This window comes from Sinorhizobium sp. CCBAU 05631, from assembly GCF_002288505.1.
GTDB lineage: Bacteria > Pseudomonadota > Alphaproteobacteria > Rhizobiales > Rhizobiaceae > Sinorhizobium > Sinorhizobium fredii_C.
The window spans coordinates 1426815-1451686 of sequence record NZ_CP023063.1; the positions used below are offsets into that span (position 1 = coordinate 1426815).

42 protein-coding genes are annotated in these 24872 nt (G+C 62.3%); 20 read left to right on the forward strand and 22 right to left on the reverse strand.

Features of this window, described 5'->3' with window-relative positions; translation table 11 throughout:
- The first annotated feature begins 98 nt into the window (after positions 1-98).
- Entirely contained in the window at positions 99-344 is a 246-nt protein-coding gene (locus SS05631_RS07045) for a DUF982 domain-containing protein (protein WP_157213181.1), read from the forward strand.
- Here the strand turns inward: SS05631_RS07045 and SS05631_RS07050 are convergent.
- The 20 genes from SS05631_RS07050 to SS05631_RS07145 all read right to left on the reverse strand — a co-directional run bounded on the left by SS05631_RS07050 (position 341) and on the right by SS05631_RS07145 (position 8273).
- The gene (locus tag SS05631_RS07050) at positions 341-538 is read right to left on the reverse strand and encodes a hypothetical protein (RefSeq protein ID WP_037421896.1); all 198 of its coding nucleotides are present in this window, start codon (positions 536-538) and stop codon (positions 341-343) included. The two genes, SS05631_RS07045 and SS05631_RS07050, sit on opposite strands and share 4 nt — an antisense overlap.
- Positions 539-541: 3 nt before the next feature.
- Entirely contained in the window at positions 542-913 is a 372-nt protein-coding gene (locus tag SS05631_RS07055) for an HNH endonuclease signature motif containing protein (RefSeq protein WP_037421899.1), read from the reverse strand.
- Entirely contained in the window at positions 910-1428 is a 519-nt protein-coding gene (locus SS05631_RS07060; protein ID WP_037421902.1) for a hypothetical protein, read from the reverse strand. The genes SS05631_RS07055 and SS05631_RS07060 overlap by 4 nt, the downstream gene beginning before the upstream one ends.
- Entirely contained in the window at positions 1425-1856 is a 432-nt protein-coding gene (locus SS05631_RS07065; RefSeq protein WP_037421905.1) for a DUF4326 domain-containing protein, read from the reverse strand. The genes SS05631_RS07060 and SS05631_RS07065 overlap by 4 nt, the downstream gene beginning before the upstream one ends.
- Positions 1853-2161 carry a hypothetical protein gene (locus SS05631_RS07070; RefSeq protein ID WP_037421908.1) on the reverse strand — a complete coding sequence of 103 codons (309 nt, stop codon included), beginning with the start codon at positions 2159-2161 and terminating at the stop codon, positions 1853-1855. Before SS05631_RS07070 ends, SS05631_RS07065 begins: the two co-directional genes overlap by 4 nt.
- Positions 2158-3156, reverse strand: a complete 999-nt coding sequence (locus tag SS05631_RS07075) for a phage Gp37/Gp68 family protein (protein WP_037421911.1) — start codon at positions 3154-3156, stop codon at positions 2158-2160. The genes SS05631_RS07070 and SS05631_RS07075 overlap by 4 nt, the downstream gene beginning before the upstream one ends.
- On the reverse strand, positions 3149-3394 hold the full coding sequence (locus SS05631_RS07080; protein ID WP_037421913.1) for a hypothetical protein: 246 nt from the start codon (positions 3392-3394) through the stop codon (positions 3149-3151). Before SS05631_RS07080 ends, SS05631_RS07075 begins: the two co-directional genes overlap by 8 nt.
- Positions 3387-3992, reverse strand: a complete 606-nt coding sequence (locus tag SS05631_RS07085; protein WP_050988293.1) for a hypothetical protein — start codon at positions 3990-3992, stop codon at positions 3387-3389. The genes SS05631_RS07080 and SS05631_RS07085 overlap by 8 nt, the downstream gene beginning before the upstream one ends.
- A complete protein-coding gene (locus tag SS05631_RS07090; RefSeq protein ID WP_050988310.1) occupies positions 3985-4182 on the reverse strand; it encodes a hypothetical protein in 198 nt (65 codons plus the stop codon). The genes SS05631_RS07085 and SS05631_RS07090 overlap by 8 nt, the downstream gene beginning before the upstream one ends.
- 26 nt (positions 4183-4208) lie before the next feature.
- On the reverse strand, positions 4209-4499 hold the full coding sequence (locus SS05631_RS07095; protein WP_037421918.1) for a hypothetical protein: 291 nt from the start codon (positions 4497-4499) through the stop codon (positions 4209-4211).
- Positions 4492-4758: a hypothetical protein gene (locus SS05631_RS07100; protein ID WP_037421921.1), complete on the reverse strand. Its 267-nt coding sequence runs from the start codon at positions 4756-4758 to the stop codon at positions 4492-4494. The genes SS05631_RS07095 and SS05631_RS07100 overlap by 8 nt, the downstream gene beginning before the upstream one ends.
- Positions 4755-5369, reverse strand: coding sequence for a hypothetical protein (locus SS05631_RS07105; RefSeq protein ID WP_037421924.1), 615 nt, complete (start codon positions 5367-5369; stop codon positions 4755-4757). Before SS05631_RS07105 ends, SS05631_RS07100 begins: the two co-directional genes overlap by 4 nt.
- The gene (locus SS05631_RS07110; RefSeq protein WP_037421927.1) at positions 5362-5553 is read right to left on the reverse strand and encodes a hypothetical protein; all 192 of its coding nucleotides are present in this window, start codon (positions 5551-5553) and stop codon (positions 5362-5364) included. The genes SS05631_RS07105 and SS05631_RS07110 overlap by 8 nt, the downstream gene beginning before the upstream one ends.
- Positions 5547-5909: a hypothetical protein gene (locus SS05631_RS07115; RefSeq protein ID WP_037421930.1), complete on the reverse strand. Its 363-nt coding sequence runs from the start codon at positions 5907-5909 to the stop codon at positions 5547-5549. Before SS05631_RS07115 ends, SS05631_RS07110 begins: the two co-directional genes overlap by 7 nt.
- Positions 5899-6678, reverse strand: coding sequence for a hypothetical protein (locus SS05631_RS07120; protein ID WP_157213182.1), 780 nt, complete (start codon positions 6676-6678; stop codon positions 5899-5901). Before SS05631_RS07120 ends, SS05631_RS07115 begins: the two co-directional genes overlap by 11 nt.
- Positions 6675-6980 (reverse strand): hypothetical protein, encoded by a 306-nt coding sequence (locus tag SS05631_RS07125; protein ID WP_037421936.1) that lies wholly within the window; start codon positions 6978-6980, stop codon positions 6675-6677. The genes SS05631_RS07120 and SS05631_RS07125 overlap by 4 nt, the downstream gene beginning before the upstream one ends.
- A complete protein-coding gene (locus tag SS05631_RS07130; RefSeq protein WP_037421939.1) occupies positions 6980-7189 on the reverse strand; it encodes a hypothetical protein in 210 nt (69 codons plus the stop codon). Before SS05631_RS07130 ends, SS05631_RS07125 begins: the two co-directional genes overlap by 1 nt.
- 11 nt (positions 7190-7200) lie before the next feature.
- Positions 7201-7452 (reverse strand): hypothetical protein, encoded by a 252-nt coding sequence (locus SS05631_RS07135; protein ID WP_037422219.1) that lies wholly within the window; start codon positions 7450-7452, stop codon positions 7201-7203.
- Entirely contained in the window at positions 7449-7622 is a 174-nt protein-coding gene (locus SS05631_RS31330) for a hypothetical protein (protein ID WP_086022765.1), read from the reverse strand. The genes SS05631_RS07135 and SS05631_RS31330 overlap by 4 nt, the downstream gene beginning before the upstream one ends.
- Positions 7623-7955: 333 nt before the next feature.
- A complete protein-coding gene (locus SS05631_RS07145; protein WP_202947949.1) occupies positions 7956-8273 on the reverse strand; it encodes an Arc family DNA-binding protein in 318 nt (105 codons plus the stop codon).
- Positions 8274-8375: 102 nt separating this feature from the next.
- On the opposite strand from SS05631_RS07145, the gene SS05631_RS30920 reads away from it, so the two are divergent.
- The gene (locus SS05631_RS30920; RefSeq protein WP_157213183.1) at positions 8376-8624 is read left to right on the forward strand and encodes a hypothetical protein; all 249 of its coding nucleotides are present in this window, start codon (positions 8376-8378) and stop codon (positions 8622-8624) included.
- Here the strand turns inward: SS05631_RS30920 and SS05631_RS07150 are convergent.
- Together SS05631_RS07150 and SS05631_RS30925 are read right to left on the reverse strand one after the other, a co-directional pair.
- Positions 8582-8968, reverse strand: coding sequence for a hypothetical protein (locus tag SS05631_RS07150; protein WP_050988296.1), 387 nt, complete (start codon positions 8966-8968; stop codon positions 8582-8584). The genes SS05631_RS30920 and SS05631_RS07150 overlap by 43 nt on opposite strands.
- On the reverse strand, positions 8962-9417 hold the full coding sequence (locus SS05631_RS30925) for a hypothetical protein (RefSeq protein ID WP_162109134.1): 456 nt from the start codon (positions 9415-9417) through the stop codon (positions 8962-8964). Before SS05631_RS30925 ends, SS05631_RS07150 begins: the two co-directional genes overlap by 7 nt.
- Positions 9418-9534: 117 nt before the next feature.
- On the opposite strand from SS05631_RS30925, the gene SS05631_RS07160 reads away from it, so the two are divergent.
- The 18 genes from SS05631_RS07160 (at position 9535) to SS05631_RS07240 (ending at position 24828) form a co-directional block, all read left to right on the forward strand.
- Positions 9535-10032 carry a phage regulatory CII family protein gene (locus SS05631_RS07160; protein WP_037421941.1) on the forward strand — a complete coding sequence of 166 codons (498 nt, stop codon included), beginning with the start codon at positions 9535-9537 and terminating at the stop codon, positions 10030-10032.
- Positions 10032-10274 (forward strand): hypothetical protein, encoded by a 243-nt coding sequence (locus tag SS05631_RS07165; protein WP_050988298.1) that lies wholly within the window; start codon positions 10032-10034, stop codon positions 10272-10274. The genes SS05631_RS07160 and SS05631_RS07165 overlap by 1 nt, the downstream gene beginning before the upstream one ends.
- On the forward strand, positions 10274-10426 hold the full coding sequence (locus SS05631_RS31335) for a hypothetical protein (RefSeq protein WP_172900172.1): 153 nt from the start codon (positions 10274-10276) through the stop codon (positions 10424-10426). The genes SS05631_RS07165 and SS05631_RS31335 overlap by 1 nt, the downstream gene beginning before the upstream one ends.
- 42 nt (positions 10427-10468) lie before the next feature.
- Positions 10469-11320: a winged helix-turn-helix domain-containing protein gene (locus tag SS05631_RS07170; RefSeq protein ID WP_157213184.1), complete on the forward strand. Its 852-nt coding sequence runs from the start codon at positions 10469-10471 to the stop codon at positions 11318-11320.
- A 128-nt stretch (positions 11321-11448) separates the two neighbouring features.
- On the forward strand, positions 11449-11679 hold the full coding sequence (locus tag SS05631_RS07175) for a DUF2312 domain-containing protein (protein WP_037422237.1): 231 nt from the start codon (positions 11449-11451) through the stop codon (positions 11677-11679).
- Entirely contained in the window at positions 11672-14317 is a 2646-nt protein-coding gene (locus tag SS05631_RS07180; RefSeq protein ID WP_083854154.1) for an MT-A70 family methyltransferase, read from the forward strand. The genes SS05631_RS07175 and SS05631_RS07180 overlap by 8 nt, the downstream gene beginning before the upstream one ends.
- Entirely contained in the window at positions 14314-15441 is a 1128-nt protein-coding gene (locus SS05631_RS07185) for a DNA polymerase III subunit beta (RefSeq protein WP_037421944.1), read from the forward strand. Before SS05631_RS07180 ends, SS05631_RS07185 begins: the two co-directional genes overlap by 4 nt.
- On the forward strand, positions 15438-15740 hold the full coding sequence (locus SS05631_RS07190) for a hypothetical protein (protein ID WP_037421946.1): 303 nt from the start codon (positions 15438-15440) through the stop codon (positions 15738-15740). The genes SS05631_RS07185 and SS05631_RS07190 overlap by 4 nt, the downstream gene beginning before the upstream one ends.
- On the forward strand, positions 15740-16012 hold the full coding sequence (locus SS05631_RS07195; RefSeq protein ID WP_037421949.1) for a hypothetical protein: 273 nt from the start codon (positions 15740-15742) through the stop codon (positions 16010-16012). The genes SS05631_RS07190 and SS05631_RS07195 overlap by 1 nt, the downstream gene beginning before the upstream one ends.
- Entirely contained in the window at positions 16009-17367 is a 1359-nt protein-coding gene (locus SS05631_RS07200) for a hypothetical protein (protein ID WP_244412223.1), read from the forward strand. Before SS05631_RS07195 ends, SS05631_RS07200 begins: the two co-directional genes overlap by 4 nt.
- Entirely contained in the window at positions 17354-17998 is a 645-nt protein-coding gene (locus SS05631_RS07205; protein WP_244412225.1) for a transcription termination/antitermination NusG family protein, read from the forward strand. Before SS05631_RS07200 ends, SS05631_RS07205 begins: the two co-directional genes overlap by 14 nt.
- A gap of 509 nt (positions 17999-18507) precedes the next feature.
- A complete protein-coding gene (locus SS05631_RS31795) occupies positions 18508-18717 on the forward strand; it encodes an HNH endonuclease (protein ID WP_244412227.1) in 210 nt (69 codons plus the stop codon).
- Between the two features lies 1 nt (position 18718).
- The gene (locus tag SS05631_RS07215) at positions 18719-18916 is read left to right on the forward strand and encodes a hypothetical protein (protein ID WP_037421955.1); all 198 of its coding nucleotides are present in this window, start codon (positions 18719-18721) and stop codon (positions 18914-18916) included.
- An 83-nt stretch (positions 18917-18999) separates the two neighbouring features.
- Positions 19000-19491 carry a hypothetical protein gene (locus tag SS05631_RS07220; RefSeq protein WP_037421958.1) on the forward strand — a complete coding sequence of 164 codons (492 nt, stop codon included), beginning with the start codon at positions 19000-19002 and terminating at the stop codon, positions 19489-19491.
- Positions 19475-21181 carry a terminase large subunit gene (locus SS05631_RS07225; RefSeq protein ID WP_037421960.1) on the forward strand — a complete coding sequence of 569 codons (1707 nt, stop codon included), beginning with the start codon at positions 19475-19477 and terminating at the stop codon, positions 21179-21181. Before SS05631_RS07220 ends, SS05631_RS07225 begins: the two co-directional genes overlap by 17 nt.
- Positions 21182-21194: 13 nt before the next feature.
- Positions 21195-22472: a phage portal protein gene (locus SS05631_RS07230; protein WP_037421963.1), complete on the forward strand. Its 1278-nt coding sequence runs from the start codon at positions 21195-21197 to the stop codon at positions 22470-22472.
- Between the two features lie 72 nt (positions 22473-22544).
- On the forward strand, positions 22545-23402 hold the full coding sequence (locus tag SS05631_RS07235) for a head maturation protease, ClpP-related (protein WP_037421966.1): 858 nt from the start codon (positions 22545-22547) through the stop codon (positions 23400-23402).
- A gap of 10 nt (positions 23403-23412) precedes the next feature.
- The gene (locus tag SS05631_RS07240) at positions 23413-24828 is read left to right on the forward strand and encodes a phage major capsid protein (protein WP_202947950.1); all 1416 of its coding nucleotides are present in this window, start codon (positions 23413-23415) and stop codon (positions 24826-24828) included.
- Positions 24829-24872 lie beyond the last annotated feature (44 nt).

The following is a 24872-nucleotide window of genomic DNA, read 5'->3' on the forward strand; positions in this document are numbered from 1 at the left end:
CCAAAATGTATCCAAAATGTAGTCCGATTGGCTCCGCTTGGTTTGACCTCTTTCCCGCGCATCTTGTCCTCCGGATCGTGCTGCTCCAGATTTCTATTATGAGCAGGCGAAACTGGAAAGAGCCGGTGGCGGTGAAAGAGCGCGCGGGGCTGACGCTCTATGTCAAGAACGTCGACGAGGCGCTGCGCGTGGTCGACTGGTGGCCTGTGACGCTGCGGTGGCGGAAAGCGGTCGACATCATGATCCAGGCACAGCTCGGCAACATACCGCATGAGGATGCCCGCAAACCGTTCGAAGAGATTGCGAGGGAGAACAAGGCGCTGATAGAGCGCAAATCTCCCTAGTTCGCGCCTATCAGCTTACGGATTCGATCGACCGCCTTGCCCCGCTCCTTTGCGGCGAGATATTCCCGCTCGAGGCGGTCAAGCAGAGGCTGTGCGATCGGGCCGCGGCGATCGACGAGCTCGGCACAGATCAGCAGCATCTTTTCGATGCGCTCGATCGAGATTTCCCCATGCGAAGAGACGGACGCCTTCATGCCTTATGCCTCCATCTCTTCGCAGGTGAATGCTGGACCGCCATTGTGACCGAGCATGCCGCGCTTCGCCTTCTCGCGGCGCTTGGCGTTTTCCTTGCGGGTGACCATCTCGACGTGCCCCTTTTCCGGCCGGATACAGCGGCGGTTGCGGCAGTAGTGGTCGAGTTCCTTTTTACCGGGGATGTAGCCGTGCTCGTTCGTCCACATGGCGATATGGACGGCAACGGTCTGGCCATCGAGAGACATGCGCGGATAACCTTTGCCGCGGCCGTTCTTACCGGAGTCGGGGCCGGTCCACTCATGGCAGCCGGTCACCGGGTTGATTTCAACGCGCGACATGATTTTCGCGCGAATGCGATCGCGACGGCTGCTCATCGTCTTCTCCAGGCATCAAAGTCGCCGCGCAGGTTCTGCCAGCGGGCAGCGGCGGCCGGGTCGTTGTTCAGCTCGGCGCGCGAGCGGATGTTGAGGATCGACCGGAGCTTCGTCACGACGCGCTCGTCGGTCAGCGGCCGCGCAAGGCCGTGGCGCTCCTCAAGGAACTTCTTGAAAGCCGGCTCGCTGCACTTCATCGCGCACTCGGCGGCGTAGTCTTTCGCCTTCTGTTCCGGCTGCTGTTGATCCAGGCGGGCGCGCAGCTCGCGGTAGCGGCGCGCAAGGGTGCTGTAGGCATCGAGCAGCCAGATCAGGTCGGCCGGTGCGTTCAGCACCATTTCGCTGTCGGCAAAGGGTGCGCCGACGACGATCGTCGCGATGACTTCGTCGCCGACGGCGGTCAGGCAAAGCGCGCGGCCATCGGACCTCACGCCCCATTCGCGCGAGGCGAGATCGACCCGGTTGCGGATCGCATCGAAGCGCTTCTGTTGCGGCGAGGCCTCGGGCTGCTTCACCGGCCGACCTCATCGCAAAGCGGGCCATTGGCAATTTCAAGCAGCACGTCGGCATGGCAGGGAGCGCCGGGTTTGCACCAGCATGCGAGGTTTCGCCCGCGGAGCGCCTTGATGATATCGGTCCTGGTCGGGACCGGATCAATCAGGCGGCTGTTGTGCGGGCCGGTGTGCGAAACGTCTTTACGAAAGCGCTCGACTGCATCGGCAATAGCCTCGCGCTTGCTCGGAAACGTGGCCTCGACGCATCGGTGCGCAACCATCCAGCGCGCGCTCGGCGTGGCGTATTCATCCCGGTCGACGCGATAGTGGTTTCCGAAGTGCGTGGTGCGATCGACCTTGACGGCCGCCAGACCGTTGACGGCGAGGCTGGTGCCCTGAAGATCAAAGCCCTTGCGGCGAGATAGCTGGAGGCGGACTGGCTTCGTCATTGGCGGACGCCTCCGATCACGACTGTCTGGCAGTGGCCGTTACCTCTGGCGATCGCATCGGCAAGTGCTCGAGGAAGCGCACGCTCCATCGCCTTGCGCAGCTCCTTTCGATTGTGCGGATCGGCGACGGAAGAGAGTATCCCTGCCTGCACCGTGACGAGCGCGCCGCAGAGGGCATTGATCATTGGTGCGTCGAATTGCTTTGCCGTTTCTTGGATTGCCGCCTCGATCGCGTCAGCAAGGATCTGCACCTGGCGCGCCTCTTCGGCCTTCCATGCTTTGACAACTTCCGGAGTTGGGGTCATCGCCGCACCTCCGGAAAGCCGTTGTGCTCGATGCCATCGAGGAGGCGCCCGGCGGCTTTCTTGCCGACGTTTGCGACGAACGCTGCGCCAGCCTCGGGGTATAGTTCCGCGCGCTTAGCCGGTCGTCTTCCGGAAACTGCGCACCAGCCGCTGCGAGGGTTCCCTGCGGCCTCGTCCTGAGTAGAAGGCGCCCATGCGCCCCACTGCTTGAACAGGAACGGTACGCCCGCCGCGGAGCACTGGTCGCGCAGCTGGCGCGCCCAATCAGGATGCATCGGCCGGGCGCCGGGGCCGCTTTCGCCGCCGGCGACCACCCATTGTGGCAGGCGAGATCGATGCACCCGCCCGTCAGGCCCGACCTGGCGCAGGCGTGTAACTCGCAAGTTGAGCGGCCCGATCAACGGCTCGGCCGACAGCCATGTCAGCCATCCCAGCTCTTGCAGTTCCTCCATGAACGGCCAGCGCGATGCGTACCGGATCTGATCTTCCGATGATGTGCCAAGCCAAACGTTCGGCAGGGGCATATGCGGCCAGCGGCCGGGCGTCGACGGGGGGATTTCGAGCCTAATCTGTGCGGCGGAAAGACGATACTCGAGCCGGCTGGTGGTCAGATAGTCGCGCATCCGCTCCGGCCGCTTCGTCAGCACCTGGAATGTGTGCTGGGGTGCAAGCGCCATGACGGCGAAGATCTGATCGATCCACTCGTCGGGCACGCCCTCGGCGAAAAGGTCGCCATGGGCGCAGACGAAGATCATGCGCGGCTTCGTCCAGCGCAGCGGCTGGTCGAGCCATTCGCGGTTGAAGCGCACTTCGCCGGTCCAGACCGGGCCGGCCTTGCTGTCCTTCGTCAGGCCTTCACGGCTCGGATGGTGCTTCAGCCGCGTGCCGGCGAGCTTCATCGCGTAGCAATTGGTGCAGCCCGGCGAGACGACGGCGCAGCCGGTGATCGGGTTCCAGGTGGCGTCCGTCCATTCGATCTTGGTGCCGTCAGCCATGGGTGACCTCCCGCATCGACGGCAAGGGCATTTCGGAGCGCTGGAGTACGATCTCTGCCAATCCCGTCAGGTACTGGTCGCCATAGGAGGCGCGGCCATAGTCGGCGGCGACGGCGACAAGGATGGAGGCGCACTCGTCAATCTCCATGCCGCGCCGCTGGGCCTCGGCGACTGCCTCGGAAACGGCTTGGGCGAGGCGCGTGAAGTTCGGGCCTTGACCCGTTGCGAATTCAGCCATGGGACGCCTCCAGCTCTCTGGCGCGGCGCAGCCATGTCTCGGCTGCGGTGTCCGGGTCCCAAGGGATGATTTCGAAATCGTAGGGCAGGGCGCAGTCTTCGACGGTCCACCGCTCTCCATTCCACGGCAGAAGGTCGCGCCGCTCGGTGGCGAGCATGCGGATGTCAGCTCTCTTGATCGCCTCGGGGTCAGTGATCTTGATCCCGAAGCGCGCAAGGATGGCAGCCTCGCAACGCTTCTCGTCTGCCTTGAACGATGGGTTCTTGGATTTGAGCGGGCCAGTCATATCGCCACAGACGGCTTCTCCCGCTTCATGCCACAGCGCCTGGCGTGCAAGTCTCGGCTCCACCGCGTGGCTCATGAGCACGCAATGCTGTGCGACTGGGTAAAGCGCGCGCTTTCCCAAGATGCGGCTGACGCACTGGCCTGCGAACCGGCCTTCATATCCGAGGCCATAGGCAACGTCCTCGATCGTGATCTCGCTATTCTCCGGATCATCAAAATCGAAGTAGGTGCCGGAACCGAGAAGGATCGTCGGGCCGATTGCGCGGCGGATGGTGCTTTCGCGCATCCGCTCGATGTTGTTGAGTTCAGCCATTGGCCTGCTCCCTGATGATCTTGACCTTGCGGATTGCGCCGGCGGGGACGCCGCGGCGCTTGGCGGCGAGCTCGCGCGCGTCATTGGCGTCGCGCGCGTCGAGATCGAGCGGGGCGATCTCCGGATCTTCGAAATGGATGCGGAAGGGCAGGAGCTTGGTCCTGACCGAGACCGTGTTGAATGCGTCGATCGCGGCGCGGTGGTTCGTGGAGTTGCTCATGGCTGTCCCGCCTCCTTTGATACGGGCGCGGTGGTGCGTTCGGCACGAATGAAGCAGCCCATCTTTTCAGGGCCGCAGTGATCGATCTGCTTTGCTGCCTCATCAAAAGGAAGAACCCACGCGTCAGGCTTTCCAGCCCACGTGTAGCCGCAGCCGCCGTCACGCCAGACGCCGTTCTCGGTCTGGATATGCACCATGACGCCGGCCCAAGACCGGGCGCGCTGGCTGTTTGGGTAGCGGCGCAAATAGCGCTGCGTTATGAAGTCGGGTCCGAAAAGCCTAGACATTGGCGCGGACCTCCAACTCATAGAGGGCATGGAACGGCATTTCGTTGTTCGAACCGAACTCCCCGTCGCCGGTTTTGGCGAAGTAATCGTCGGCGTCCTTCCGGCATGCCTCATGCCAAGCGAAGTTCTGAAAATGGCCGTCGTAGGTTGAGATTTCCCGCACATAATGAGAACCGAGCAGGACCGGGTAGCAGCACCAAATGCATTGATGGTCTTTTCGGGCCTTGGTCAAAGTTCTGCTGATCAGGCTGTAGCTCATTCAGCCGAGGCCTCCATCGCTTCTGTGGCGGCCTGACGCTCTTTCGCGGCGGCTATGGCTTCTTCCTGTGTGGCGAAGTGAAGGAACTCCTCATCGTCGCTTTCAGGATCGAGGACGGGCGCGATGAAGCCGTAACGGGTCGGGCCGGTATAGCTGCTGCCGACTTCGCAAACGCAAAAGCGGCCGATCATCCCTCGATTCAGAGCTTCTTCCGGGCTGTAGCCGCAATCGTCTGGGTCCATGGTGCGCCAGAAGAAATCAGCTTTGTCGAAGGCCTCCGCTTCCGGAACATGCACCTCGGTTGCGGGCGCATGGCTTCCCGCATAAGATACTGTCGAGGGGTCAGCAACCTGCCTGGAGGTCTGATCGGCGACGAGGTCGGGTGAACTTGGAAATAAGCCCGCCTCCCTCACTCCCCCCTGCGCGTTCGCTTCGGGCGCGGGGGTTCCGAGCTCGTCGACGCAGGGCAAGCCAGCCTTCGTCAGCGCGACTTTAGCGTCGGCAATGATGCGATCTAGTTCCTTGAGGCCGACATATCCGTTGTGACAATTGACTGGGAAATCTGTATCCCACTTGATAAGGCGCTGCGCGATTTGAAAAAGCTCAGTCATAGTCATTCTCCGGGCCGTAGCTCTTGAGGGTTTCAGGCAGGTTGTTTGTGCCTTCCCGCTCGATTTCTTCGTGTTCGGCATCCCAGCACGGCATGCACAGCCGATGCCGAGATCGGTAGATCGAGCTTTCGCCGTAGGAGTTGGGGTTCAGGACTCGTTGCTTGCAGCGGGGGCAGATCAGCATTGCCTAGTCTCCGCGCGATGCCTCGTTTTCCATTTCAGCCAGTCGATGAACGACATGCTGCAATCGGCTTCGAGGTAGTCGAGGTACCTTTGCTTGCTCCGCGAGATCTTCGGCGGCTCGGGGCTGTTCGCGATGACGGCGGCTCGGCCGGCATCCGTGACGCGGAAAATATCGTCGCCTCCGCTCAAGGCGGAGCCGGACCGCACCGTCATGAAGCCGAGCTCGACGAGCGCCATGCAATCCGCGTGGTCCTTGCTGCCTTCGCCGGTCACAAAGTGGTTCCGGTAGGGTTCGCCGCGTCCATATTGGTCAAGCCCTAGCGAGTGCTGGAGGATGTGGAGCTGCTTAGCGTCCATCTGCCGGACCCTCCGCACGATCGAGACGCTCGATCTCGGCGATGATGAGGGCGGCGGCCTTGATCAGGTCTCGGCGGCGGGATGTCGGCTTCAGCCAAGATATGTCCCAGCTGAGCGGCCAGAGCTCCTGCAACTTGCCCGGGGTTCCCTGCAGGCCACGATGATCCATTACGGCGCGGTCGGCCCGGCCCACGGCAGCTGCAGCGGCGTAGACGCTCGCGGCCTTCGCCAAGCTGAAATCGTCGTGCTGGTCGTCATGCTCCGGCGTCCATCCCTCGGCCTCGACCTGGCGCCGGCGCTCGGCTATGACATCTTCGATCGCGACGGTCGTGAGACCGGTCATCGCAAGCGTCTCCCGGTGCGCCTGCCTCGCGGCCTCACGCTCTTTCAGGAGGCGAGCGGAGATATCGAAAGTCAGCTTCTCGCCGACGACAGTTGACCGCCACGCTTCAAGTAAGCGCTCAACGAGCTGCTGCCCAACGTCCTCGTCGGCATCGCCGTATTCGTCGTCGCGATAGTTGATGGCCGTGTAGATCAGATCCTGATCGTCGGGCTTCCAATTGAGGTTGCGCTTCGGGCCTTCGAAATTCGACCAGTCAAGCGGTGGCTCGGACCCCACCGTTTGCGGTGTGGGGGTAGCGCGGCGATACGTGATGAGTTCACGGGCCAAATGCCCCGCATCATCCGCCCGTACCTTTGCCCACCGATCAAGTTCCTCGTCTGTTACGGGCGCTCGGCCCACCATATGCGTATGGGGCGCGCTGCTCATGCCCGCGCCTCCATCGCCTTGACGTGCATCGAGATGCGCGGGAGCGAGATCTGGACTTCGCGATAGCCGTTGTCGCTAACGGCGATGACGGTGCGGACGATCTTGCCGGTGTTGTCGGCGAGCTGCGGCGGGGCCTTGGCGGCCCAGCGCTCCACGCGGCGGCGCAGGTATTCGCCTATGCCGCCTTCGGTGACGCCGTAGCGCTCGGCCATTTCGGCTCGGCTGACGCCCTTCTTCCAGTCCCGATAGACGATGCTTTCGGCGGGCATGATGCCGCGCCTGGTCTTGAGATATGCGGACATCAGAGCGCGGCCCCCAACGTAAGCACCTGCGGGTGCAGCACAGCCATGCCGGCGGCGGGGTCGCGTTCCGGCGTGCAGGCAAAGACGGCGTGGGCGGTTTCCGCCAGCGTGAGGCAGGCGATCTCCTCGACGGGGCGTCCATAATCTTCGGCGACCTGGCGCAGGCGCGCCTCGGTGGCCTGATCGAGCAGGATGGTGATGTGAGACATCAAGCGGTCCTTTAGTTGCGGGAAGGGTGGATAAAGAGATCGAACCAGAGATCCTGCAGGCGCTCGCGATCGAGGCGGTGCGTCGTGGCGATCTCAAGGAAGGTGCGGTCCGGTGTCGCGTAGCAATCGAGCAGCGCAGAGCGCTCGGCGATCGTCAGATCGTGGCCGCGCAAGATGGTCAGCGGCTCCGGCCTGGCCAAGGCGCGATCTCGGCGGGTGGCGGCGTCATTGCCGATAGGGATGATGACGGGCTGCGGCATCAGACGCGCGCCTTCGATGCGTATTGCCATTCCTTGCGCAGCACGGTTTCGGTCGCGAGGGCTGCGGACATGAGGAATCCGATCGACAGCGCGAGGATGGCGCAGGCGACGAAGAAGCGATTCGGGCAGGCTTCGGCCCGTGCCTTATGGTAACCGGTGAAATGCTCGTTCATGGCCAGAGGCTCCAAAAGGGGCAAGGAGTTGGGCCTCTCTTGGGTGGGGCGGATAATGCTGAAACTGTTTCCGCGCCCTCTCCTCGGGAGGAACGAGGCAGACCATAGCGGTATAATTACCGCCTTACAAGAAGCAACGGTAAAAAAACCGCCCACGCGGCGAGCCGCGGGCCGTTTGTATGCGTGAATTTACCGCTGGATGTGGCGCGCGGCAGCCGTCGCCCTACGGTGGTAAATACCGAACGCGGTTATCGGAATGTTAACGGCTGAGGGGGTGCGAGTGCCTGGACTGTCTCGAAAGCAGAACGCGGCGGTCGCGCCTGCGTCAAGGGTCTAGCGTTTACCGAGAATGGTGGTGGCCTTCGACAGTAGTGCCATAACTTCTGCGCGTTCTTCGTCGCGCAAGGCCACCACAAATCGTAGTAGATTTTCGATTTCGTGCATGGGCGCTGGCGCGAAAGACTGATCGAGTCTCGCCAATATCTCGGCGTTCATGCTCCGACCGTTGTCCACAGCGGAATGCGCCAGCTTCTTTTTCAGTTCGGTCGGTAACCGCAAATTGTGTCTTGGGTCTTCTGACTGTGGCATTCCCGCCTTATGGCTGAAATCCTCGACGGTGAAAATGGTGCAAGTATGGTCGAAATGTGCCACCAATGTGCCATGTGGAATTGCCCGACAGAAAAGCGGTTGACGGGGCAAAAATGAAGATGTTCTTCATGTCCGTATGCGACGTGAAGGCTGGGAGCAGAGCAAGTGCAGCAGGCCAATGCAAAAGATGAACGGCAATTCAATGTTGATCGGCGATCGCTATTGGTTGGTGTGTTCGCTTCGACGGCGATGCCGAAGGCTGCCGCATGCGAGCCGGAGCCGGATCCATTGGCTGAGGTCGAGAGATGCGCCGCTGCCCTGGCCGAATCCCTGAAGGTCGCCCACGGCGGCACGTGGAGCGTGCAGATCAGTCACGAAACCGGATTTGTCGCCGTTTCGAGAGACTTCGCGTAGTTGTCCAGTTGATACTCTGCAAAGTGAGCGATTCTGTCGCGCACCATTTCCGGTGCGGCTGCAGCAGAAGCGAACGCCTGCCAAAGGCGCCTCATAGAGGGAGGTAAGTTTTCGGCGCCGCAATCAACGCCCTCGATCAGCCAGGCCGCCGTCGTCTCGAGGACGGGTGCCAGCTGGGTGAGCGTTTCGGTCGACGTGCCCGCGCCCTTCTTTCCACTGCGCACGGCGCGCTGAATATTGCGGATGGCGTCCTTGCTTAAGCCGGCGCGCACGGAGGCAACGGCGGGCTCCAGCCCCACGACTTCAAGGCGCCGTTCAATTCGTTCCAGAATCTCGTTTAACATAAGCGGTATTTTGACCGACGGAGCGAAATGTTGACAGCGGTAAGAATACCGTTGACATGAGCGGTTAAAATACCGCTTATAGCACCATGTTGACGATTCATCACCTTATCCATTTGGGCGAGCAATATGCTCGGTTGTTGGGTGTCGAAGAAAAGACGGTGAGCAACCGCGTCTTTTCCGACAGCAAAAAACTTGGCGCAATGAGGGCGGGAGGCGACATCACCGTTGGTCGCTTCAACGCCGCTATGCGCTGGTTCTCCGTAAACTGGCCCGAAGAGGCTGAATGGCCAGCCGGCGTCCCGCGTCCTGTTCTTCAGGCGGAGGCGGCGGAATGACGATGTTCCCGCAAGGCTCTGCTCCTCTCCTCCCAAAAGGCGGCCTTGCCACCTGGCAGGGACGCGCCAGGCCTCGGCGCGTCCCTGTCTCTGTTTTTCTATCTGCGTACCCATGCGGCCCTCCGTGATCTGATGGGCTGACATTCACATTTTCCGAACCATTCCCACCACGGGAAAACCCGGCCGGATTTCCCGGCGCGGGAAAGCCTTTTTCTTTGCCTGGAGACAGCCATGTCCGATGCCTTCATCTACCGCGTCAAAGCTGCGCAGCGCGACCTGATCGAGCGCTGCGGCGGCATCGAACGCGCAGTCGCGATCACCGAGTTTTCGAAGAGCCAGGTGGGGCGGTGGAACAATCCGAATGACCCTGACCTGATGCCGATCGGCGCCGTTCGGGCGCTGGAGCACGATTGCCGCCAGCCTCTGATCACCGCCGTCATGGCGGAAGCGAGCGGGCGGCGGCTGTCGGACCCGGAAGCGGAGCGTCAGTCCGAGGTCAACGTGCTCTCGGCGCATGCGGAAGTAATGCGCCTTTCCGGCGAGCTTGCGAACTCCGTGGCAGTAGCGATCGCCGACGGGCATTTCACCCCGACCGAGGCAACGGCCGTCGATCGCGTCGCAGCCAATCTCGAAAAGGCGATGTCGGACCTGCGCGCCATGGCGGCCGTGGTGAAGGCGCGTGGCGGAATGAGCGCGAACCTGCGGCTGGTGGGCGGGGAGGAGGGGTGATGCGGATGAAGCCTCACCGCGAAATTTCTCCCACCGGGCCGGTCGGCCCGCGCTGCATCGCGTTCTTGCGCCGCGTGCGCGCCGGCGGCTCCCATTACACCATCGTCAACAATGCCGACCGCGAAGCGCGAGAAAAGGCGCTCTCCGCCGGTTTCATCGCGGCAGTCGGCAAGAGCCGCGACGACGTGCGGCTGACGGCGGCAGGTGCAACGTATCTCGATCGGCTCGCGAGGGTCGAATAGTGAGCACGCTGCCTCGCCAAATCCTCATCGAGCAGGTGCTGCAGCTCTGGCGCGAAGGCCAGCGCGACACGCATTCGATCGCTGCCGAACTCGGCATCGACGAGCGCGAGGTCTGCGAAATCATCGAACAATCGGAAGGAAGACGGCCGTGAGCGGCGGTGACCGCCGCTATCGCGAAGGTGGGGAAGATCATCATGGCATTTGAAGAAATCGAGATCATTGAGACGAGTTCGGCCTCATCTCACCACACCGGCGTCAGTGCCGGCCTCGTTAAGGTCCGCAAAGGCAAGGCGCTGTTGAAGATCAACCTGCGCCCGCACGTCTTTAAGGAGATGGGGTTTTCTGAGGCTGACCACTTCGTGCCGATGCTCGGGACCGGTGAAGACTTCGGGATGATCCGCCTGCAGAAGAACAAAAGCGGCAAGCTTCGCGCGAAGCTTCGCGAGGCGGCGCACGGCGCCAAATATTTCTGCATCAACCTGCGCCATCGGCCGGAGTTCATCGATCGCGCGGAAAAGGCGGTCACTTGCCAGTGGGAGAAGATTGATCTCACCACGATCGAGATCGTGCTGCCGGAATGGACGGACGAAACAAATCCGACGAAGCGAAAGCGTATCGCCGCTGAACCGCCGCAGGTTGCTGCCGGTCGGCGAGATGCCGAGCGGATGCGTCAAGAGGCCGAAGAGGCGCAGCGGCGACGCGAGGAACGCGAGCAGCGCGGAATTGAGAGCGAGATGCGCAAGGTGGTGGCCGACGCGCTCAAGGACGTTCCGGAGTTCAAAACGGAGCTGAAACTCACCGTGGCGGAGGCCGATATCCTCGGTGTTCTGGCCAGCAGGCACGGGAAGCTGGTGACAAGGGATTCCCTGATGACGCTGGTCTATGGCGTCGATGCGGATGAACTGCCTGAAGACAAGATAATCGACGTCTGGATTTCGAAGATCCGGCCGAAGCTCCCGCTCTCCGTCTCGATCGAGACGATCCGCGGCCAGGGCTGGCGCCTGAAGGGCGATGTCAAGCAGCTTTATGCGGCGGTGGTGGCATGATGGCCGACTTCGATCCCATGGCCGTGCGAGGAAAGGCGGCTGCAGCTGGCGATGATGCGCCGCCTCCGCCATCGCCGACCGGCAAGACCGGACATCAGGTCTCGTCGAACCAGGTTGCTCGTGATCAGTTGCGCGCCTTCATTGAGCGCGTCGAGCGACTGGAGGAGGAGAAGAAATCCATCGCCGACGACATCAAGGATGTCTACGGCGAGGCGAAGTCCATGGGCTTCGATAGCAAGGCGCTGCGCGCGATCGTCCGCATCCGCAAGAAAGATTTCAGCGAATACGAGAATTCGCAAGCTGTGCTCGACACCTATCTCGCCGCCCTTGGCATGATCCCGGGAGGCTTCGATGAGTGACGGCTGGAAGTCGGAATTCGAGGTCAAGACCGGGAGCAAAGATCTGCCGGTCGCGCTGCGTATAGATCAGATCCATGTTGGTTACCGCCTCCGCGAAGTCGATCCGGAGAAGGTAGCGGCGATCAAGGCCTCGATCGAAGAGATTGGACTGCGCACACCGGTTTCGGTGGTGGGGCCGGCCATTGCTGCGGACACGCCATTGCAGATGGTGACGCTGGTGGCGGGTGCGCACCGGCTCGAGGCGATGAAGCAGCTCGGCCGCGAATACGTCGCCGCGATCATCCGAAACGAGGATGATCTCGACGCCGAGCTTTGGGAGATCGACGAGAACCTTTGCCGCGCCGAGCTGACGCCTGCCGATCGGGCGCTGTTCGTGTTTCGGCGTAAGGAAATATACCTGATGAAGCACCCGGAAACGGGGCATGGCGGCGACAGGGCAAGTCGCCAAGTTGGCGACTTGAAGGCCGACGAACCGAAGCGATTCACCACGGCGACGGCCGAGGCGACCGGGCAATCCGAGCGCGCGATCCAGCGCGACGCGGAGCGCGGCGAGAAGATCTCGGAGAAGGCGCTGCGCATGCTGCGCGGCACGCGCCATGACAAGGGCACCGTGCTCGATCGGCTGAAGTCGCTGCGGGACGAAGAGCAGGAAGTCTATGTCCGCGCGCTGTTCGAGGCCGACAAGGCTAAAGAAGCTGAGGCGCACGAGATCCGCTCGAACAAGATGGCCACGAAGCGGGCCGTCCGGATCGGCATCATCAACGCGATCGCCGAGCACGGCCAACGGGTGGCCGGCGAAATGCCGCGCGCCGCTTACGCAATCGGCTATGCCGATCCGCCGTGGGAGCAAGAGGCCTGGAGCGACGAGACGGGGCAAGACAAAGGCCTGATGTATCCGCCCATGCCGCTCGACGAGATCAAGGCGCTGTGTGCCGGCGACAAGAGTCCCTTCACGCGCGATGCCATTCTCTTCCTGTGGGTGACGACGAACCGGCTTGACGACGGGATCTCGGTTCTCAAGGCCTGGGGCTTCGAGTTCGTCACGGCGATCACCTGGGACAAGGTGAATATCGGCATGGGGCGCTGGGTGCGCGATCGCACCGAGCATCTGCTGATCGGTAAGCGCGGCGACTTCCCTGGGCTGATCATGGGCACGCAGCCGGAAAGCCTCTATGCCGAGGCGAAGGGCGGGCATAGCCGCAAGCCGGTGTGGTTTGCCGAGCAGATCGACCGGCTGTTTCCGGAGATGCGGAAGCTGGAGCTTTTCCAGCGCAAGGAAAGCCTTGCCGAAGGCGATATCCGCCTGAACGGGCTTTGGGATTTCTGGGGGTTTGAGGCGGGCGTGGATGAGCCTCCAGCCGATGAGACTTCGCCGGAGGAAGAGGCGGAGGCCGAGGACTCGATCCGCGAGGAAAAGCCGAAGGGCTCGAAAAAGGCCAAGCCCAGTGCCTGGGAGGCGGAGCGCGAAGCGAGCGCTGCGCGGAAAAAGGCCTATCGCGCGACGATCCCGGCTAATGCTCCGGATGATGAACTCGTGCTTGTCGCGGAAAGTTGGCTGAAGTCTTACCACAAAGCGGTGATGGAGGCCGATGTCGACGGGCAGCGCCTTGCTTACGACCGCCTGGACGCGATCGCGGAGCATCTCTTCGGCGTCGCCCCTGATGTCGATTGGCGAAGTGCCGGCGGGCCGCCGAATGGGAATGGCCGATTCTCGTGCCTTGCGGATGCGCGCGATTGGCTGATGGAAAAGCTCGCCGCGCCGGATGGCGAAGCGCCGATGTTCGGCCAGCCCGGGCGCTTCCTGATCGAGCTGTTCGGCTGCCGTGTCGATTTTCACTACGACGGGCTCTTCGGCATTTGCGGCGGCAATGCGCATGTCGTCGACCTGGACAAGCCATTCTTCTCTGAGACCGGCTATCGCTCGTTTCAGGTCTGCCCGCACGATCACGTCATCTATGCGGGCGGTCTCGATTGCAAGCCTTATATGGAGCGCGTCTGCACCGAGCAGTCGTGCGAAGGCGGAAAGAAGAAGGTCAAGCTGCACGAGCCGCCTTTCGGTATTTCCGTATGGGAGGGTGGCAAGCAGGTCGGGCGGAATGACGATTCACTCCGGCACGACCACAAGAATGATCCCGCGTGGCAGCCGAGCGGATACCTGCATGCGCTGATTGGTGATCAGACCAGCGCGGGGCCTGCAGCGCCGGCCGAGTCGGGGCCGAAGCTGCCGCCCGAGCCCGGCAGTACGGCGCCGGTGGAGTTCCATGTCGGCGGCATGCGCAAGGGCAGCTTTGCCCGCTTCAGCGTGCACCTGAACGATGACGGCACTTATTCGATCTCGGCGGCCTACGACATCAAGGATTATGCCGGCGGCACAAGCGACCGCACCGGAAACCTCTCGACCTTCGCTGGTGCGCTGCGCGCCGGCTTGGCTGAGCTTGCCGGGCGGCTGCGGCCGATCCTGAAGGATGAGTCGGCGGTCTGCACGTCGACGCACCGGGCATGCGCTCGGGCGGGCATCAAGTGGATCGAAGCACGCTTCGATGAATGGGGCCTTGGGGCCCGCAATCTCAAAACCACAGACATCAACCGGCGCGGCGGCGAGGCCGAGGACGCGCATAGCGATGGAGTTGCGGCATGAAACTCGAAACGACTGCGCGCATGCTGAAATCGGCCCTCAAGAGCGTCGGGTGGGCGACTCGGGGTATTTCTTCGATTCCCGTTCTCGGGATGGTGCTCTTCGACGGCAGCACCGTCACGGCCTGCGATCTCGACATGGAGATCTCCGTGACGTTGCCCACCCGCATGGCGGAAGGATCGGCGTGCATCCCTTACGATTCCCTGCTCGGCCTGGTCTCGCATCTGCCCGGCGACGAGACGGTGCGGATCGAGACAGGGGAGCGGGGCGCGACCGTTGTCTTTTCCACGGGCCGCTATGACCTGCCGACGCTGCCTATCTCTGATTTCCCGATAATAGGATTGCCTGAAGACATGGTGCCGATCGAGATCGACGGCGACAGGCTGAAGAAGGCTCTCCGGTTCGTGTCGCCGTTCATTTCGACCGAGGAAACGCGCTACTACCTAAATGGCGTGTGTCTCGACGGCGATGTACTCGTGGCGACCGACGGGCATCGAATGGGTGTGCATCCGCATGGCTTCGACGGGGGGGCATTCGACAGGGGAATTATCCCGAAAGACGTCGTTTTCGCTCTGCTTTCGATGCCGGCGCCGAAGGGGCTCTCGGTCAGCAAGGAAAAGCCGCGCGTCGAGATCCGGATGGACGGCGCACGGATACGAGCAAAGCTGATCGACGGAAAGTTTCCCGACTGGCGGCGCGTGGTGCCCTCCATGTCGCCTAACGCCGCGCACGCCAAACTCGACAGGGCGGCGCTGCTGAGGATCGCCAAGCGCATGGCGGCGCTTGGCCCCTCTGACGGTCTGTCGCTCGCCTGGGACGCGGAGCGGCTTGCGGTCGCGGCGAAGGTCTGGGGAAGCGAAGTCACGGCGCGGGAAACGATGCCCGTGCTGTCGCCGTCATCAAGTGGCAGCGCCACCTACAATGCTCGCTTTCTCAAGGCTGTGCTGCAGGTCCTGCGATCGGAGGTCGTCACCTTCAGATGCGAGGACGATAAATCCCCTTCGGCCTGGCGTGGGGATGGCGAAGGCTATGCGCTGCTGATGCCGATGAGGGAGGTTGCCGCCGATCTCGCCGCGACGCTGCTTTCTCAGCTCAACGCCGGCAAGCGGCTCGACGAGGCGGCATGACGCAGCTCCTCCCAATCATCGAAGAGCTTGCCGACGCGACGGACCATGCGACGCGAGCGCGATGGCTGCTGGAAACGCCGCTGGCGGTGCTGATGCGCGACCAGGTGACGGTCGCCCGACTGCTCTCAGCAGCCGGCTTCCACGAAGGCCTTGCCTATCTCGCGGCCGAGATCGCGGCGCTCTCGGCGGTGCGCGGGCCTGACGGGCTGGCGGCCTTCTCGGTTCGAATGATGCGGGAACACGCCCGCATCGGAATTCAGGTTATTGCGCGCGGTGGCGCGGAAGAGGGGAAAGACTGATGGGTACTGCTGTCAAATTCGAAGGCGCGAACATGCTGCTGCGGGCGCCGGAAGGTTCCGAGAACGTCAACGACATGCACACCTTCACCAACGGCATGTGCTCCGTTTCGTGCTGGGAGCTTTCGGCGGAGGAGCTGGCGGAGATCAATCGTTCCGGCCGGATCTTCCTTTCCGTCTTCTCGGGCCGTACGCAGCCGCCGGTTTACGTCGGCGATGAGGCATCAGTCCGCGCCATTGTCGTCGATTTCGGCGGCGTCTGGAGGCGCGGATGAGCGCTGCGCGCTTCTCAATCATTCCCGGATGGGTCGTCGCTGATTCTCGGCTGAAGGGGCGAGATCTGCAGGTGCTTTGCGTGCTAGGTCAGCACACCAACCGCAAGCATGGCTGGTGCCGGCGCAGTCAGGTGAAGATGGCGGCCGAGATGGGCTGTGCGCGCTCCACCGTGCAGGCCTCGTTAGACCGGCTGGTGAAGATCGGCGCCGTCGAGCGTCGCGAGGTGGTGAGCGACAGCGGCCGCGACAGCGCGCACTGGTATCGCGTCATCTACGACCGCGTGACGCCGGAAGAGGCTTTCCGCGAATGGGACCGCGATGACGAGCTGTCGGACGAGGATTTTGCGGTCGAATACGACGGCGATACCCCTGCCGACCAGCCGGCACCCCCTGCCGGTATATCGGCACCCCCTGCCGGTCCAGAGTCGGCACCCCCTGCCGGTCCTGGATCGGCACCTATTAACGACTCTTGTTTAACTCCTCCTGTTGAACGAACAGAGAGAGGGCGCGGGCGCGATGATGGGGAAAGTGATGACCCCGCAAAGTTCGTCAGGCGGGTAAAGGCGCTCGAGCTGGGGACGGTCAGCAATCCGTGGCCGGGTGCGATCGGCTCGTCGACGACATGGGCCGTGACGCAGTTCGAGAAGCTCACGGCGGAGGAGCGACGGCTGGCTGAGGAGCGGCGCGACGCTTATCTCGCCGAGTGCAAGGCGCAAAAGGTGAAGCCGGTTGCGCTCGGCATCTACCTGAAGGACCGGAAGTTCCTGCATGTCTCGCCTGTGGCTGCGAAGGTGCAGGCCGCCAGAACGAAGATCCCGGTAGCACCGTTCGGGCCTGTATGGGCTGGTATGCGGGCGCTGGCGCTGCTCGACGGGCCCGAGCCTGTCGAGGTGCCGCTCGATGTGCGCGATCGCATCAAGCGGATGTTCGAAACGCTGCGCCGGACAAGCGAGGCGAGGGCGCTTGCCTACCTGCACGGCAAGGGAATTGCGCTGGCTGCTGGCGAACTGCTCTTCCCGCATGACTTCGATCGGGCCGAGCAGCGGCGGCGCGTGTGCGAGAGCGGTTATCCTCGGGCAAACGACCTGCACAAACAGGCGAAGGAGCGCGAGCGTGGCATTGCCGAAGCGCGCTTCGAGGCGCTGGTGGATCTCTGCGAGCCTGTGCCTATCGGCTCCGATCTCTTCGAAGAGTGGCGGGCGCATCACGAGGCGGCCGGCTGGCCGTTCGTTCCCGATCCCGGTCAGATGCCCGTCGTCTACTTCCCGAAGGGTGGCCCGGAAGGACTTCATCGATTCGAAATGGCCGCACGGGCGGCACTGAGACAGGAGCGGAGCAATGATGATGCAGCATAAGGGGATGACAGGTGCTCCGATCGCAACTGGCGCCAGAGACGGTTTCAGGGACCGGATGCGGCGAATCACTGAAGCAAGTTTGAGGGCCGCATCCATGAAAGTGACAGAAATGAACCCGGAAATGGCGCGTTGGTATTGCCTGCACGTGAAGCGAGGAAAAGAATTCGATGTGGAAAACTCGCTGCACCAGGTGAACGTCGAGGCGTTCATGCCGCGGGAGCGGGTCGTTTTCGTGCGTAAGGGACGGAAGATCGAAAGCGAAGTCCCGTTCTTTCCGAGCTATCTGCTCGTGCGCCTGGTGCCTTCGGCTGAGGCCTTTCTCGGCCTTCGTGGCCAGAAAGACGTGATCGATATCGTCGGCGGCGCTGCTGGGTATCACATTATCAAGGACGCGGATGTCGATGTTTTCAAAAGAATATCCTCGAATGAGGATGCACCGCGCGTCGCGACTGACAAGACATTCCAGCAGGGCGACAGGGCCGATATCGAGCATGGCCCCTTCGCAGGCTTCATGTGCATCGTAACCGCGGTGAAGTGGTGCCGGCAGGCGAGGGCGAGCGTCCGCATCGACGTGCACGGCAAGCCCTTCGACATCGACAGCATGCCTCTTGCGTTCCTAAAAAAGCTGTGAGAGTCATTTGATCAACGGACGAACCGGATGACGTAACCCTCCGATCCCCTCGCTACCATTGGCGAGGGCAGAGCGGGCCAAAGGCCCCAGGGAACCACGCTCCGGTCCCATGCCCCGACAGCCTCGAAGCGAGGCATCGACTCAGGGCGAGTGCTACAGCTATGACTTCCAATCAGATTGCATGTGTGTTGCTGAGAATGGCTTAAGGCTGAACCCGAACAAGTAAGGGCTCGACCGTCTAGTTGACTATGCTGGAGACGGATATCCAATAGCATGGCTGCCGTGGGTTCGAATCCCGTCCACAATGCGGTCTGTAGAAAGGCGATCCTTCGGGGTCGCCTTTTTCGTTTATGGGTATGGGCAGGCTCACAACCATCAAGCCGAGGTTGGCGACACTCGCGCCGAAGATCGGTAGAGCAGCTGGAGACGAGAAGGCTCGGCTTCGCGATCGTGATCAGCAGGTGGGTTGGCGCAGCTGGTACAAGACAGCGCGATGGCAGAAGCTTCGCATGTCCGTCCTCATTCGCGATCGCTTCACTTGCCAGATGGTTGGGTGCGGACGCATCGAGCCCGACACGTCGCAGCTTGTTGCTGACCACAAGATCCAGCATCACGGTGATGAGGCGCTGTTCTGGGATGAGAACAATCTCCAGTGCCTATGCAAGGGCTGCCACGACAAGCTGAAGCAGAAAGAGGAACGGGCTCAGGCTCGTTGGTGACATGGCACGTGATTGTGGTGAGATCGTTGTTGATGGTGATGACCTGCTGCGCAGCCTGCGCATTGGCATCAGGATGCCTCGCATGTTCGGACCGCGCATGACGGTAGCCACGTGGTTGTTCACACTGGCCGGCTGGGTCAGCGGCACCAATGTCGTGGTCGAAGTCGGCGACGACGAAGGCCTCTCTGACCAGGCCTGACCCTCAGAGGGGGGGGTGGGTCGAAAGTCTGACGGGTCCCCACGCCTAGACCCGCGCCCCTCTCATTCAGAGATTTTTTTATCGTGACTGAGAATTTTGACCTCTTCGGCAATCCCTATGTCGAGCGGCCGACGAAGCGCGGCCGGCCTCCTCATGAGGTGACGAAGAAAACGCGCAACAGAGTCAGCATGTTAGTGGCTCTTGGCTGGGCAAATCCGCGGATTGCTTCGGCGCTCGGGGTCACGCTGCCGACGTTGCACAAGCATTATTTTTACGAGCTCCGCCAGCGTGATGTCGCTCGCGATCGGCTGGAGCTTCGCCGGCTAGAACTTGCCTGGGAGATGGCAGAGGCCGGCAACGTCGGCGCCTTCAAGGAATTCGGCAAGCTGCTCGAGCGCAACGATCGGATGGAGATCGAGCGCGAGATGGGCTCGAAGCAGACAGAGGAAGGCAAGTCGGCCGCGGCGGAACGTGTCGGCAAGAAGATCATCGACAAGCAGCGGGCGATCGATGCGGATGCCGATCTGATGGCCGAACTGGAGCGCGAAGCCACGCACAATGTTGGACACTGCTGATCTTCCGCGCTTCGCATGCCCAGACTGGTGGGAGCGCATCCAGGCGGGCCAGACGCCAATGGCGGAGGTTCCCCTCAACCGGGAAAAGGCGGCAAAGGCGACAGCCTTCTTCAACCGGCTCCGCCTTCCCGACGTGCCGGGCAACCCGCCGCTGGCGGACGCCTGCGGCGAATGGTTCCGCGACATCCTCTGCGCATTCCTGGCGAGCGAGGATCAGGACACGGGCCTTCGGCTGGTATGGGAACTGCTCTGCATGGTTCCCAAGAAGAACTCGAAGACGACCTATGTCGCGGCGCTCGGCCTGACGGCACTGTTCATGGAGGAGGCTCCGAACCGCCAGATGCTCCTGGTGGCGCCAAGCCAGAACATTTCGGAGCGCTGCTTCGACCAGGCGCAGGGTATGATCCGGCTTGATCCGAAGCTTCGGGAAATCTTCAAGGTGCAGGATCACGTCAAGTGCATCACCCGCAGCAAGACGGGCACGCAACTGAACGTAAAGACCTTTGACACGTCGATCGTCACCGGTGAAATCCCGATCCTGACGATCATCGACGAGCTGCACGAGCTTGGAAAGAAGGCGAAGGCGGCGGCGGTGATGCAGCAGATCCGCGGCGGCGGCATCACCAAGCAGCGCGGCCGGGTGCTGATGATCACCACGCAGTCGGACGAGCCGCCGGCGGGGATCTGGCGCACCGAGCTCGACAAGGCGAGGAAGATTCGCGACGGCAAGGGCGGTGCCTCCCCGATCATGCTGCCGGTGCTTTACGAGTATCCAGTCGAAAAGCAGCTCGACCAGGAATATTGGCGCGACCCTGAGCACTGGGACCTGATCCTGCCGAACATGGGCCTTTCGATCGACCGACAGGCGATCGTTGACGATTACGAAAACAACGGCAAGGTCAACAAGGAAGCCGAGCAGATCTGGGCGAGCCAGCATCTCAATATCGAGATCGGCGTGGGCCTCGGCGGGGACGGATGGTCGGGCGCGATGCACTGGATGTCCTGTGTCGACTCCAGCCTGGCGGACCTCGACGCCCTGCTAAAGCGCTCGGAGGTCTGCACCGTCGGCATTGACTGGGGCGGTGCGGATGACTTGGCCGCCCTCTATGTGATCGGCCGCGAGGCGACGACGAAACGTTGGCTCGGCTGGGGCAGGGCATGGGCGCGGCCGACAGTGTTCGAGCAGCGCAAGGGTATCGCCCAGCGTCTGAATAAGTTCGCCGAGGACGGCGATCTGATCATCTGCACTTCCGGTGAGGAGCAGGCGGCCTCAGCTGCAGCAATCTGCCGTCGTGTCGCCGACAGCGGGCTTTTGCCGGAAACGGCAGGGATCGGCCTCGACAGCGCCGGCGTTGCGCTTCTACTCGATGCTCTGGAGGCATTGGAGCTCGAGCAACCTCTCGTCCAGGCTGTGACGCAGGGTTGGAAGCTGCAGACCGCAATCTCGTCTGTGCCCCTCAAGTTGGAGGATCGTCGCTTCCTGCATGGTGACCAGGCCATCATGGCGTGGTGTGTTGGGAACGCGAAGCAGACGCTCAAGGGGAGCAACTACGTCGTAACCAAGGAAGTCTCGGGCGCGGCAAAAATCGATCTTCTCATGGCCCTCTTCAATGCGGCGATGCTGATGTTCTTGAACCCGGAAGCGAAAGGGCTTTCGGTCTACCGCGATCGCGGCCTTCTCGTGATGTGAATTAGGAGCGACCGTGGGTCTTTGGTCCAAATTGTTCGGCAGGGCATCCGCTCCGGCCGCGCAGCCGCAGGCTGCCTATCAGGACAAGGGCGGTGGCGTCGTCATCTCGACGACGCAGCAGCTCGAAGAGGCAATCAGGGGCGGGAGCGTCACCGCCTCTGGCGTATCGGTGACGCCCGATCGGGCAATGCGGGTCGCGGCGGTTTATGCCTGTGTGCGCCTCCGTTCCGGCGTCGTGGCGAACATGCCGTTGCACATCAAGCGACGGATCAACGAGCGGACGCGCGAGGATGCGTCCGACGATCCGTTGTGGAAGATCTTCCGCCGTCGCCCGAACCGCTGGCAGACGCCGGCGCAGTTCAAGCGGATGATGCAGGCGCATCTGCTGTTGCGAGGCAACGCCTATGCGATGATCGTCGCTTCGCGCGGCAATGTCCTTGAGCTGATCCCGATGCATCCGGACCGGGTCAAGTGCACGCAGAACGATGACCTTTCGCTAATCTACGTCTACACGCGAAAGGATGGCCGGCCGGTTCCGCTCAGGCAGAGCGAGGTTTTCCACCTAGTGGGGCTCACGCTCGACGGCGTGCACGGCGTTTCGGTCATCGCCTATGCCCGCGAGACCATAGGCCTTTCCGTCTCGATGGAGAACCACGGGGCCTCGGTCTTCAAGAACGGAGCCCGCGCCAGCGTCGTACTGAGGCACCCGGGCAAGCTCGGCAAAGAAGGCCTCGAATTCCTCAGAGCCAGCCTCGACGACTATCGCGCCGGAGGTGAGAGCGAGGGCAAGGCGCTTATCCTCGAGGAGGGAATGGAGACGGAGGCGCTCTCCATGACTGCCGAGGATGCGCAGTGGATCGAGAGCCGGAAATTCTCGCGCACCGACATTGCCATGTTCTTCGGCGTGCCGCCGCACATGATCGGCGACACGGAGAAATCTTCCTCCTGGGGGACCGGCATCGAAGTACAGACGCAGGGCTTCGTCACCTTCAGCGCCGAAGATGATCTGACGATCTGGGAGGAGACGATCAATCGCGATCTGATCCCAGAAGAGAGCGACCTCTATGCGAAGTTCAATCGCGCCGCGCTGGTGCGGGGCGACATCAAAGCCCGCTGGGATGCTCATGTGAAAGCGCTGCAGTGGGGCGTTGCCAGCCCGAATGAAATCCGGGCGCTTGAAGACATGAACCCGCGCGAAGGCGGAGATGTCTATTACCCGCCGCCAAACACTGCCGGCGGCAAGGAAGATGGAGGTGGCGATGAGCCAGGCAAAACCACCGAAGATCGTTAGCACCGTTTCGCGGCCCACCGGCGCTCTCAAAGGTGGGGCATTAATCACTCGGCCAATCGGAGGTGCGGGCAAATGAGCTTGCGACAGCTGCCTGAAGCAAAGACGTTCCAGCGCCCGCAGAATTTCCAGTGGGATGCGCCGTCGGACGTGCTCGCCAAATGGGCTGAAGTGCCGATGGCGGCGGCTGACGACTCCGAGAATACGATCACGATGTTTGAGGTGATCGGCGAGGATTGGTGGACCGGCGGCGGCGTCACCGCCAAGCGCGTCTCGGCCGCGTTGCGCTCGATCGGCAACAAGGACGTGAAGGTCAAGATCAATTCACCGGGAGGCGACATGTTTGAGGGGATTGCGATCTACAATCTGCTCCGCAGCCATCCTGCCAAGGTTACCGTCGAGGTGCTCGGCTGGGCTGCTTCCGCTGCCTCGATCATCGCCATGGCCGGCGACGAAATTCGCATGGGCCTTGGCACCTTCATGATGGTGCACAATGCCTGGGGCGTTGTCGTCGGCAACCGCCATGACATGCGCGAAGCTGCTTCGCTGTTCGATGGCTTCGACAGCGCGATCGCTGACATCTACGAGGCGCGCACCGACATGAAGCGGAAGGACATCGAGAAGCTGATGGATGCGGAGACCTTCATGGGTCCCTCCGAGGCCGTCGAGAAGGGCTTCGCCGACGCGGTCGACAATGGCATCGAAGTGCCTTCTTCCGCCGATGCCAAGAACATGGATCGCGGGCTCATGGCCCGCCGCCAGACCGAGGCCGCGCTCGCACGCGCGGGCTTCTCCAGAGACAAGCGTTCCGAGCTTCTTTCCGAACTCGGCGCTGCAGCGGCCCCGCGTGATGCAAGCCGCAAACCCGCCGCGCGTGATGCAGGCATAGACCTGGCTGCCGTCCGGCAGCTGATCGAAACGATCCGAACCTGAGGACACTCACATGAAAACTCGAACTCTCGTGGCGGCACTCAGTGTCGCAGCGTTCGCCTGTGCCGTCATCGCATTCGCTGCTGTCGGTCCTGTTGATCTCCATGCATGGCTTCCGGCCGCCGACGCGCACGGAACGTCTCTCGCCATGACGATGATGGTGCCTGCCTTCAATCTCCGAGCTCGCGGCCTGGTGGGCGTGAGCGCCGAAGGCAACGCCACAGCAATCCTCGCCGAATTGAAGCAAACCTTCGAGGCCTTCAAGACGGAGCGCGAAGCGGAGCTGAAGGGCATCAATGCGAAGTTCGCTGACGTGGTTCAGACCGAGAAGGTCGACCGCATCAACTCGGAAGTCACCAAGCTCCAGAAGGCGCTCGACGATGTGAACGCGACGATGGCCGCGATCAGGATCGGCGGCGGCGCTGGCGATGCTCCCGATCCGGCGAAGGCTGAGCATGCAACGGCCTTCAACAAGTGGTTCCGGAAAGGCGATCGTGCCATCGACGCGGATCTGCGTGACCTCGAAGTCAAGGCCTCGCTCTCGACGCTTTCCGATCCGGACGGCGGCTACGTGGTGCCCGAGGAGATGTCGAACACGATCGATCGTGTTGTCGGCACGGTTTCGGCGATGCGCAGTCTCGCCACCGTCATGACTATCTCCACCGACACCTACAAGAAGCTCGTCAGCATGGGCGGGGCTGGCTCCGGCTGGGTCGGAGAGAAAGACTCCCGCCCTGAGACCGATACGCCGACGCTGCGCGAACTTATCTTCAATACGGGTGAGATTTATGCAAACCCGGCTGCCACCCAGACCTTGCTGGACGATGCTCGCGTTGACATTGGTGCATGGCTTGGAAACGAGTCGTCGATCGCGTTCGCCGAGCAGGAAGGCGTGTCCTACATCAGTGGCGACGGGAAGAACAAGCCGCGCGGCATCCTAGCCTACGACACGGTCGCGAATGCTTCCTACACCTGGGGCAAGCTCGGCTTCACCGTCACCGGTGCGGCCGCAGCGTTCGCCAGTACGAACCCGGCCGACGCTCTGATCTCGCTGTTCTACAGCCTGAAGCAGAGCTATCGGAATGGTGCGTCTTGGCTCACCTCCGACGCAGTTATGGAGACGATCCGCAAGTTCAAGGATGGCCAGGGCAATTACCTTTGGGCGCCGCCCTCCGGCCCGGCCAACGTCTCTACCATCCTTGGCAAGCCGGTCGCGACCGACGACAACATGCCGGCGCTTGGCGCCAATGCCTTCCCGGTCGCCTTCGGTGACTTCTCGCGCGGTTACCTGATCATCGATCGTTTCGGCATCCGCGTTCTGCGCGATCCGTACACCAACAAGCCGTACGTGCACTTTTACACCACAAAGCGCGTCGGCGGCGGTGTGCAGAACTTCGAGGCGATCAAGCTCCTCAAGTGCTCGGTCTGACGGACTGACGTTGCCGTGACGGCGGCCATCGTTGCCGCCGTCAT

Excerpts from the sequence above, each read along its gene's own strand:
- SS05631_RS07100 (WP_037421921.1), bottom strand. The coding sequence starts at position 4,758 with ATGAGCTACAGCCTGATCAGCAGAACTTTGACCAAGGCCCGAAAAGAC.
- SS05631_RS07075 (WP_037421911.1), bottom strand. The coding sequence starts at position 3,156 with ATGGCTGACGGCACCAAGATCGAATGGACGGACGCCACCTGGAACCCG.
- SS05631_RS07185 (WP_037421944.1), top strand. The coding sequence starts at position 14,314 with ATGAAACTCGAAACGACTGCGCGCATGCTGAAATCGGCCCTCAAGAGC.
- SS05631_RS07225 (WP_037421960.1), top strand. The coding sequence starts at position 19,475 with ATGTTGGACACTGCTGATCTTCCGCGCTTCGCATGCCCAGACTGGTGG.
- SS05631_RS07130 (WP_037421939.1), bottom strand. The coding sequence starts at position 7,189 with ATGTCTCACATCACCATCCTGCTCGATCAGGCCACCGAGGCGCGCCTG.
- SS05631_RS07180 (WP_083854154.1), top strand. The coding sequence starts at position 11,672 with ATGAGTGACGGCTGGAAGTCGGAATTCGAGGTCAAGACCGGGAGCAAA.
- SS05631_RS07050 (WP_037421896.1), bottom strand. The coding sequence starts at position 538 with ATGAAGGCGTCCGTCTCTTCGCATGGGGAAATCTCGATCGAGCGCATC.
- SS05631_RS07150 (WP_050988296.1), bottom strand. The coding sequence starts at position 8,968 with ATGTTAAACGAGATTCTGGAACGAATTGAACGGCGCCTTGAAGTCGTG.
- SS05631_RS07045 (WP_157213181.1), top strand. The coding sequence starts at position 99 with ATGAGCAGGCGAAACTGGAAAGAGCCGGTGGCGGTGAAAGAGCGCGCG.
- SS05631_RS07055 (WP_037421899.1), bottom strand. The coding sequence starts at position 913 with ATGAGCAGCCGTCGCGATCGCATTCGCGCGAAAATCATGTCGCGCGTT.
- SS05631_RS07215 (WP_037421955.1), top strand. The coding sequence starts at position 18,719 with ATGGCACGTGATTGTGGTGAGATCGTTGTTGATGGTGATGACCTGCTG.
- SS05631_RS07160 (WP_037421941.1), top strand. The coding sequence starts at position 9,535 with ATGTCCGATGCCTTCATCTACCGCGTCAAAGCTGCGCAGCGCGACCTG.
- SS05631_RS07065 (WP_037421905.1), bottom strand. The coding sequence starts at position 1,856 with ATGACGAAGCCAGTCCGCCTCCAGCTATCTCGCCGCAAGGGCTTTGAT.
- SS05631_RS07125 (WP_037421936.1), bottom strand. The coding sequence starts at position 6,980 with ATGTCCGCATATCTCAAGACCAGGCGCGGCATCATGCCCGCCGAAAGC.
- SS05631_RS07080 (WP_037421913.1), bottom strand. The coding sequence starts at position 3,394 with ATGGCTGAATTCGCAACGGGTCAAGGCCCGAACTTCACGCGCCTCGCC.
- SS05631_RS07085 (WP_050988293.1), bottom strand. The coding sequence starts at position 3,992 with ATGGCTGAACTCAACAACATCGAGCGGATGCGCGAAAGCACCATCCGC.
- SS05631_RS07110 (WP_037421927.1), bottom strand. The coding sequence starts at position 5,553 with ATGCTGATCTGCCCCCGCTGCAAGCAACGAGTCCTGAACCCCAACTCC.
- SS05631_RS07190 (WP_037421946.1), top strand. The coding sequence starts at position 15,438 with ATGACGCAGCTCCTCCCAATCATCGAAGAGCTTGCCGACGCGACGGAC.
- SS05631_RS07070 (WP_037421908.1), bottom strand. The coding sequence starts at position 2,161 with ATGACCCCAACTCCGGAAGTTGTCAAAGCATGGAAGGCCGAAGAGGCG.
- SS05631_RS07105 (WP_037421924.1), bottom strand. The coding sequence starts at position 5,369 with ATGACTGAGCTTTTTCAAATCGCGCAGCGCCTTATCAAGTGGGATACA.
- SS05631_RS07205 (WP_244412225.1), top strand. The coding sequence starts at position 17,354 with ATGATGCAGCATAAGGGGATGACAGGTGCTCCGATCGCAACTGGCGCC.
- SS05631_RS07200 (WP_244412223.1), top strand. The coding sequence starts at position 16,009 with ATGAGCGCTGCGCGCTTCTCAATCATTCCCGGATGGGTCGTCGCTGAT.
- SS05631_RS07095 (WP_037421918.1), bottom strand. The coding sequence starts at position 4,499 with ATGTCTAGGCTTTTCGGACCCGACTTCATAACGCAGCGCTATTTGCGC.
- SS05631_RS07240 (WP_202947950.1), top strand. The coding sequence starts at position 23,413 with ATGAAAACTCGAACTCTCGTGGCGGCACTCAGTGTCGCAGCGTTCGCC.
- SS05631_RS31330 (WP_086022765.1), bottom strand. The coding sequence starts at position 7,622 with ATGAACGAGCATTTCACCGGTTACCATAAGGCACGGGCCGAAGCCTGC.
- SS05631_RS07235 (WP_037421966.1), top strand. The coding sequence starts at position 22,545 with ATGAGCTTGCGACAGCTGCCTGAAGCAAAGACGTTCCAGCGCCCGCAG.
- SS05631_RS07115 (WP_037421930.1), bottom strand. The coding sequence starts at position 5,909 with ATGGACGCTAAGCAGCTCCACATCCTCCAGCACTCGCTAGGGCTTGAC.
- SS05631_RS07120 (WP_157213182.1), bottom strand. The coding sequence starts at position 6,678 with ATGAGCAGCGCGCCCCATACGCATATGGTGGGCCGAGCGCCCGTAACA.
- SS05631_RS31795 (WP_244412227.1), top strand. The coding sequence starts at position 18,508 with ATGTCCGTCCTCATTCGCGATCGCTTCACTTGCCAGATGGTTGGGTGC.
- SS05631_RS07165 (WP_050988298.1), top strand. The coding sequence starts at position 10,032 with ATGCGGATGAAGCCTCACCGCGAAATTTCTCCCACCGGGCCGGTCGGC.
- SS05631_RS07195 (WP_037421949.1), top strand. The coding sequence starts at position 15,740 with ATGGGTACTGCTGTCAAATTCGAAGGCGCGAACATGCTGCTGCGGGCG.
- SS05631_RS07170 (WP_157213184.1), top strand. The coding sequence starts at position 10,469 with ATGGCATTTGAAGAAATCGAGATCATTGAGACGAGTTCGGCCTCATCT.
- SS05631_RS30925 (WP_162109134.1), bottom strand. The coding sequence starts at position 9,417 with ATGGGTACGCAGATAGAAAAACAGAGACAGGGACGCGCCGAGGCCTGG.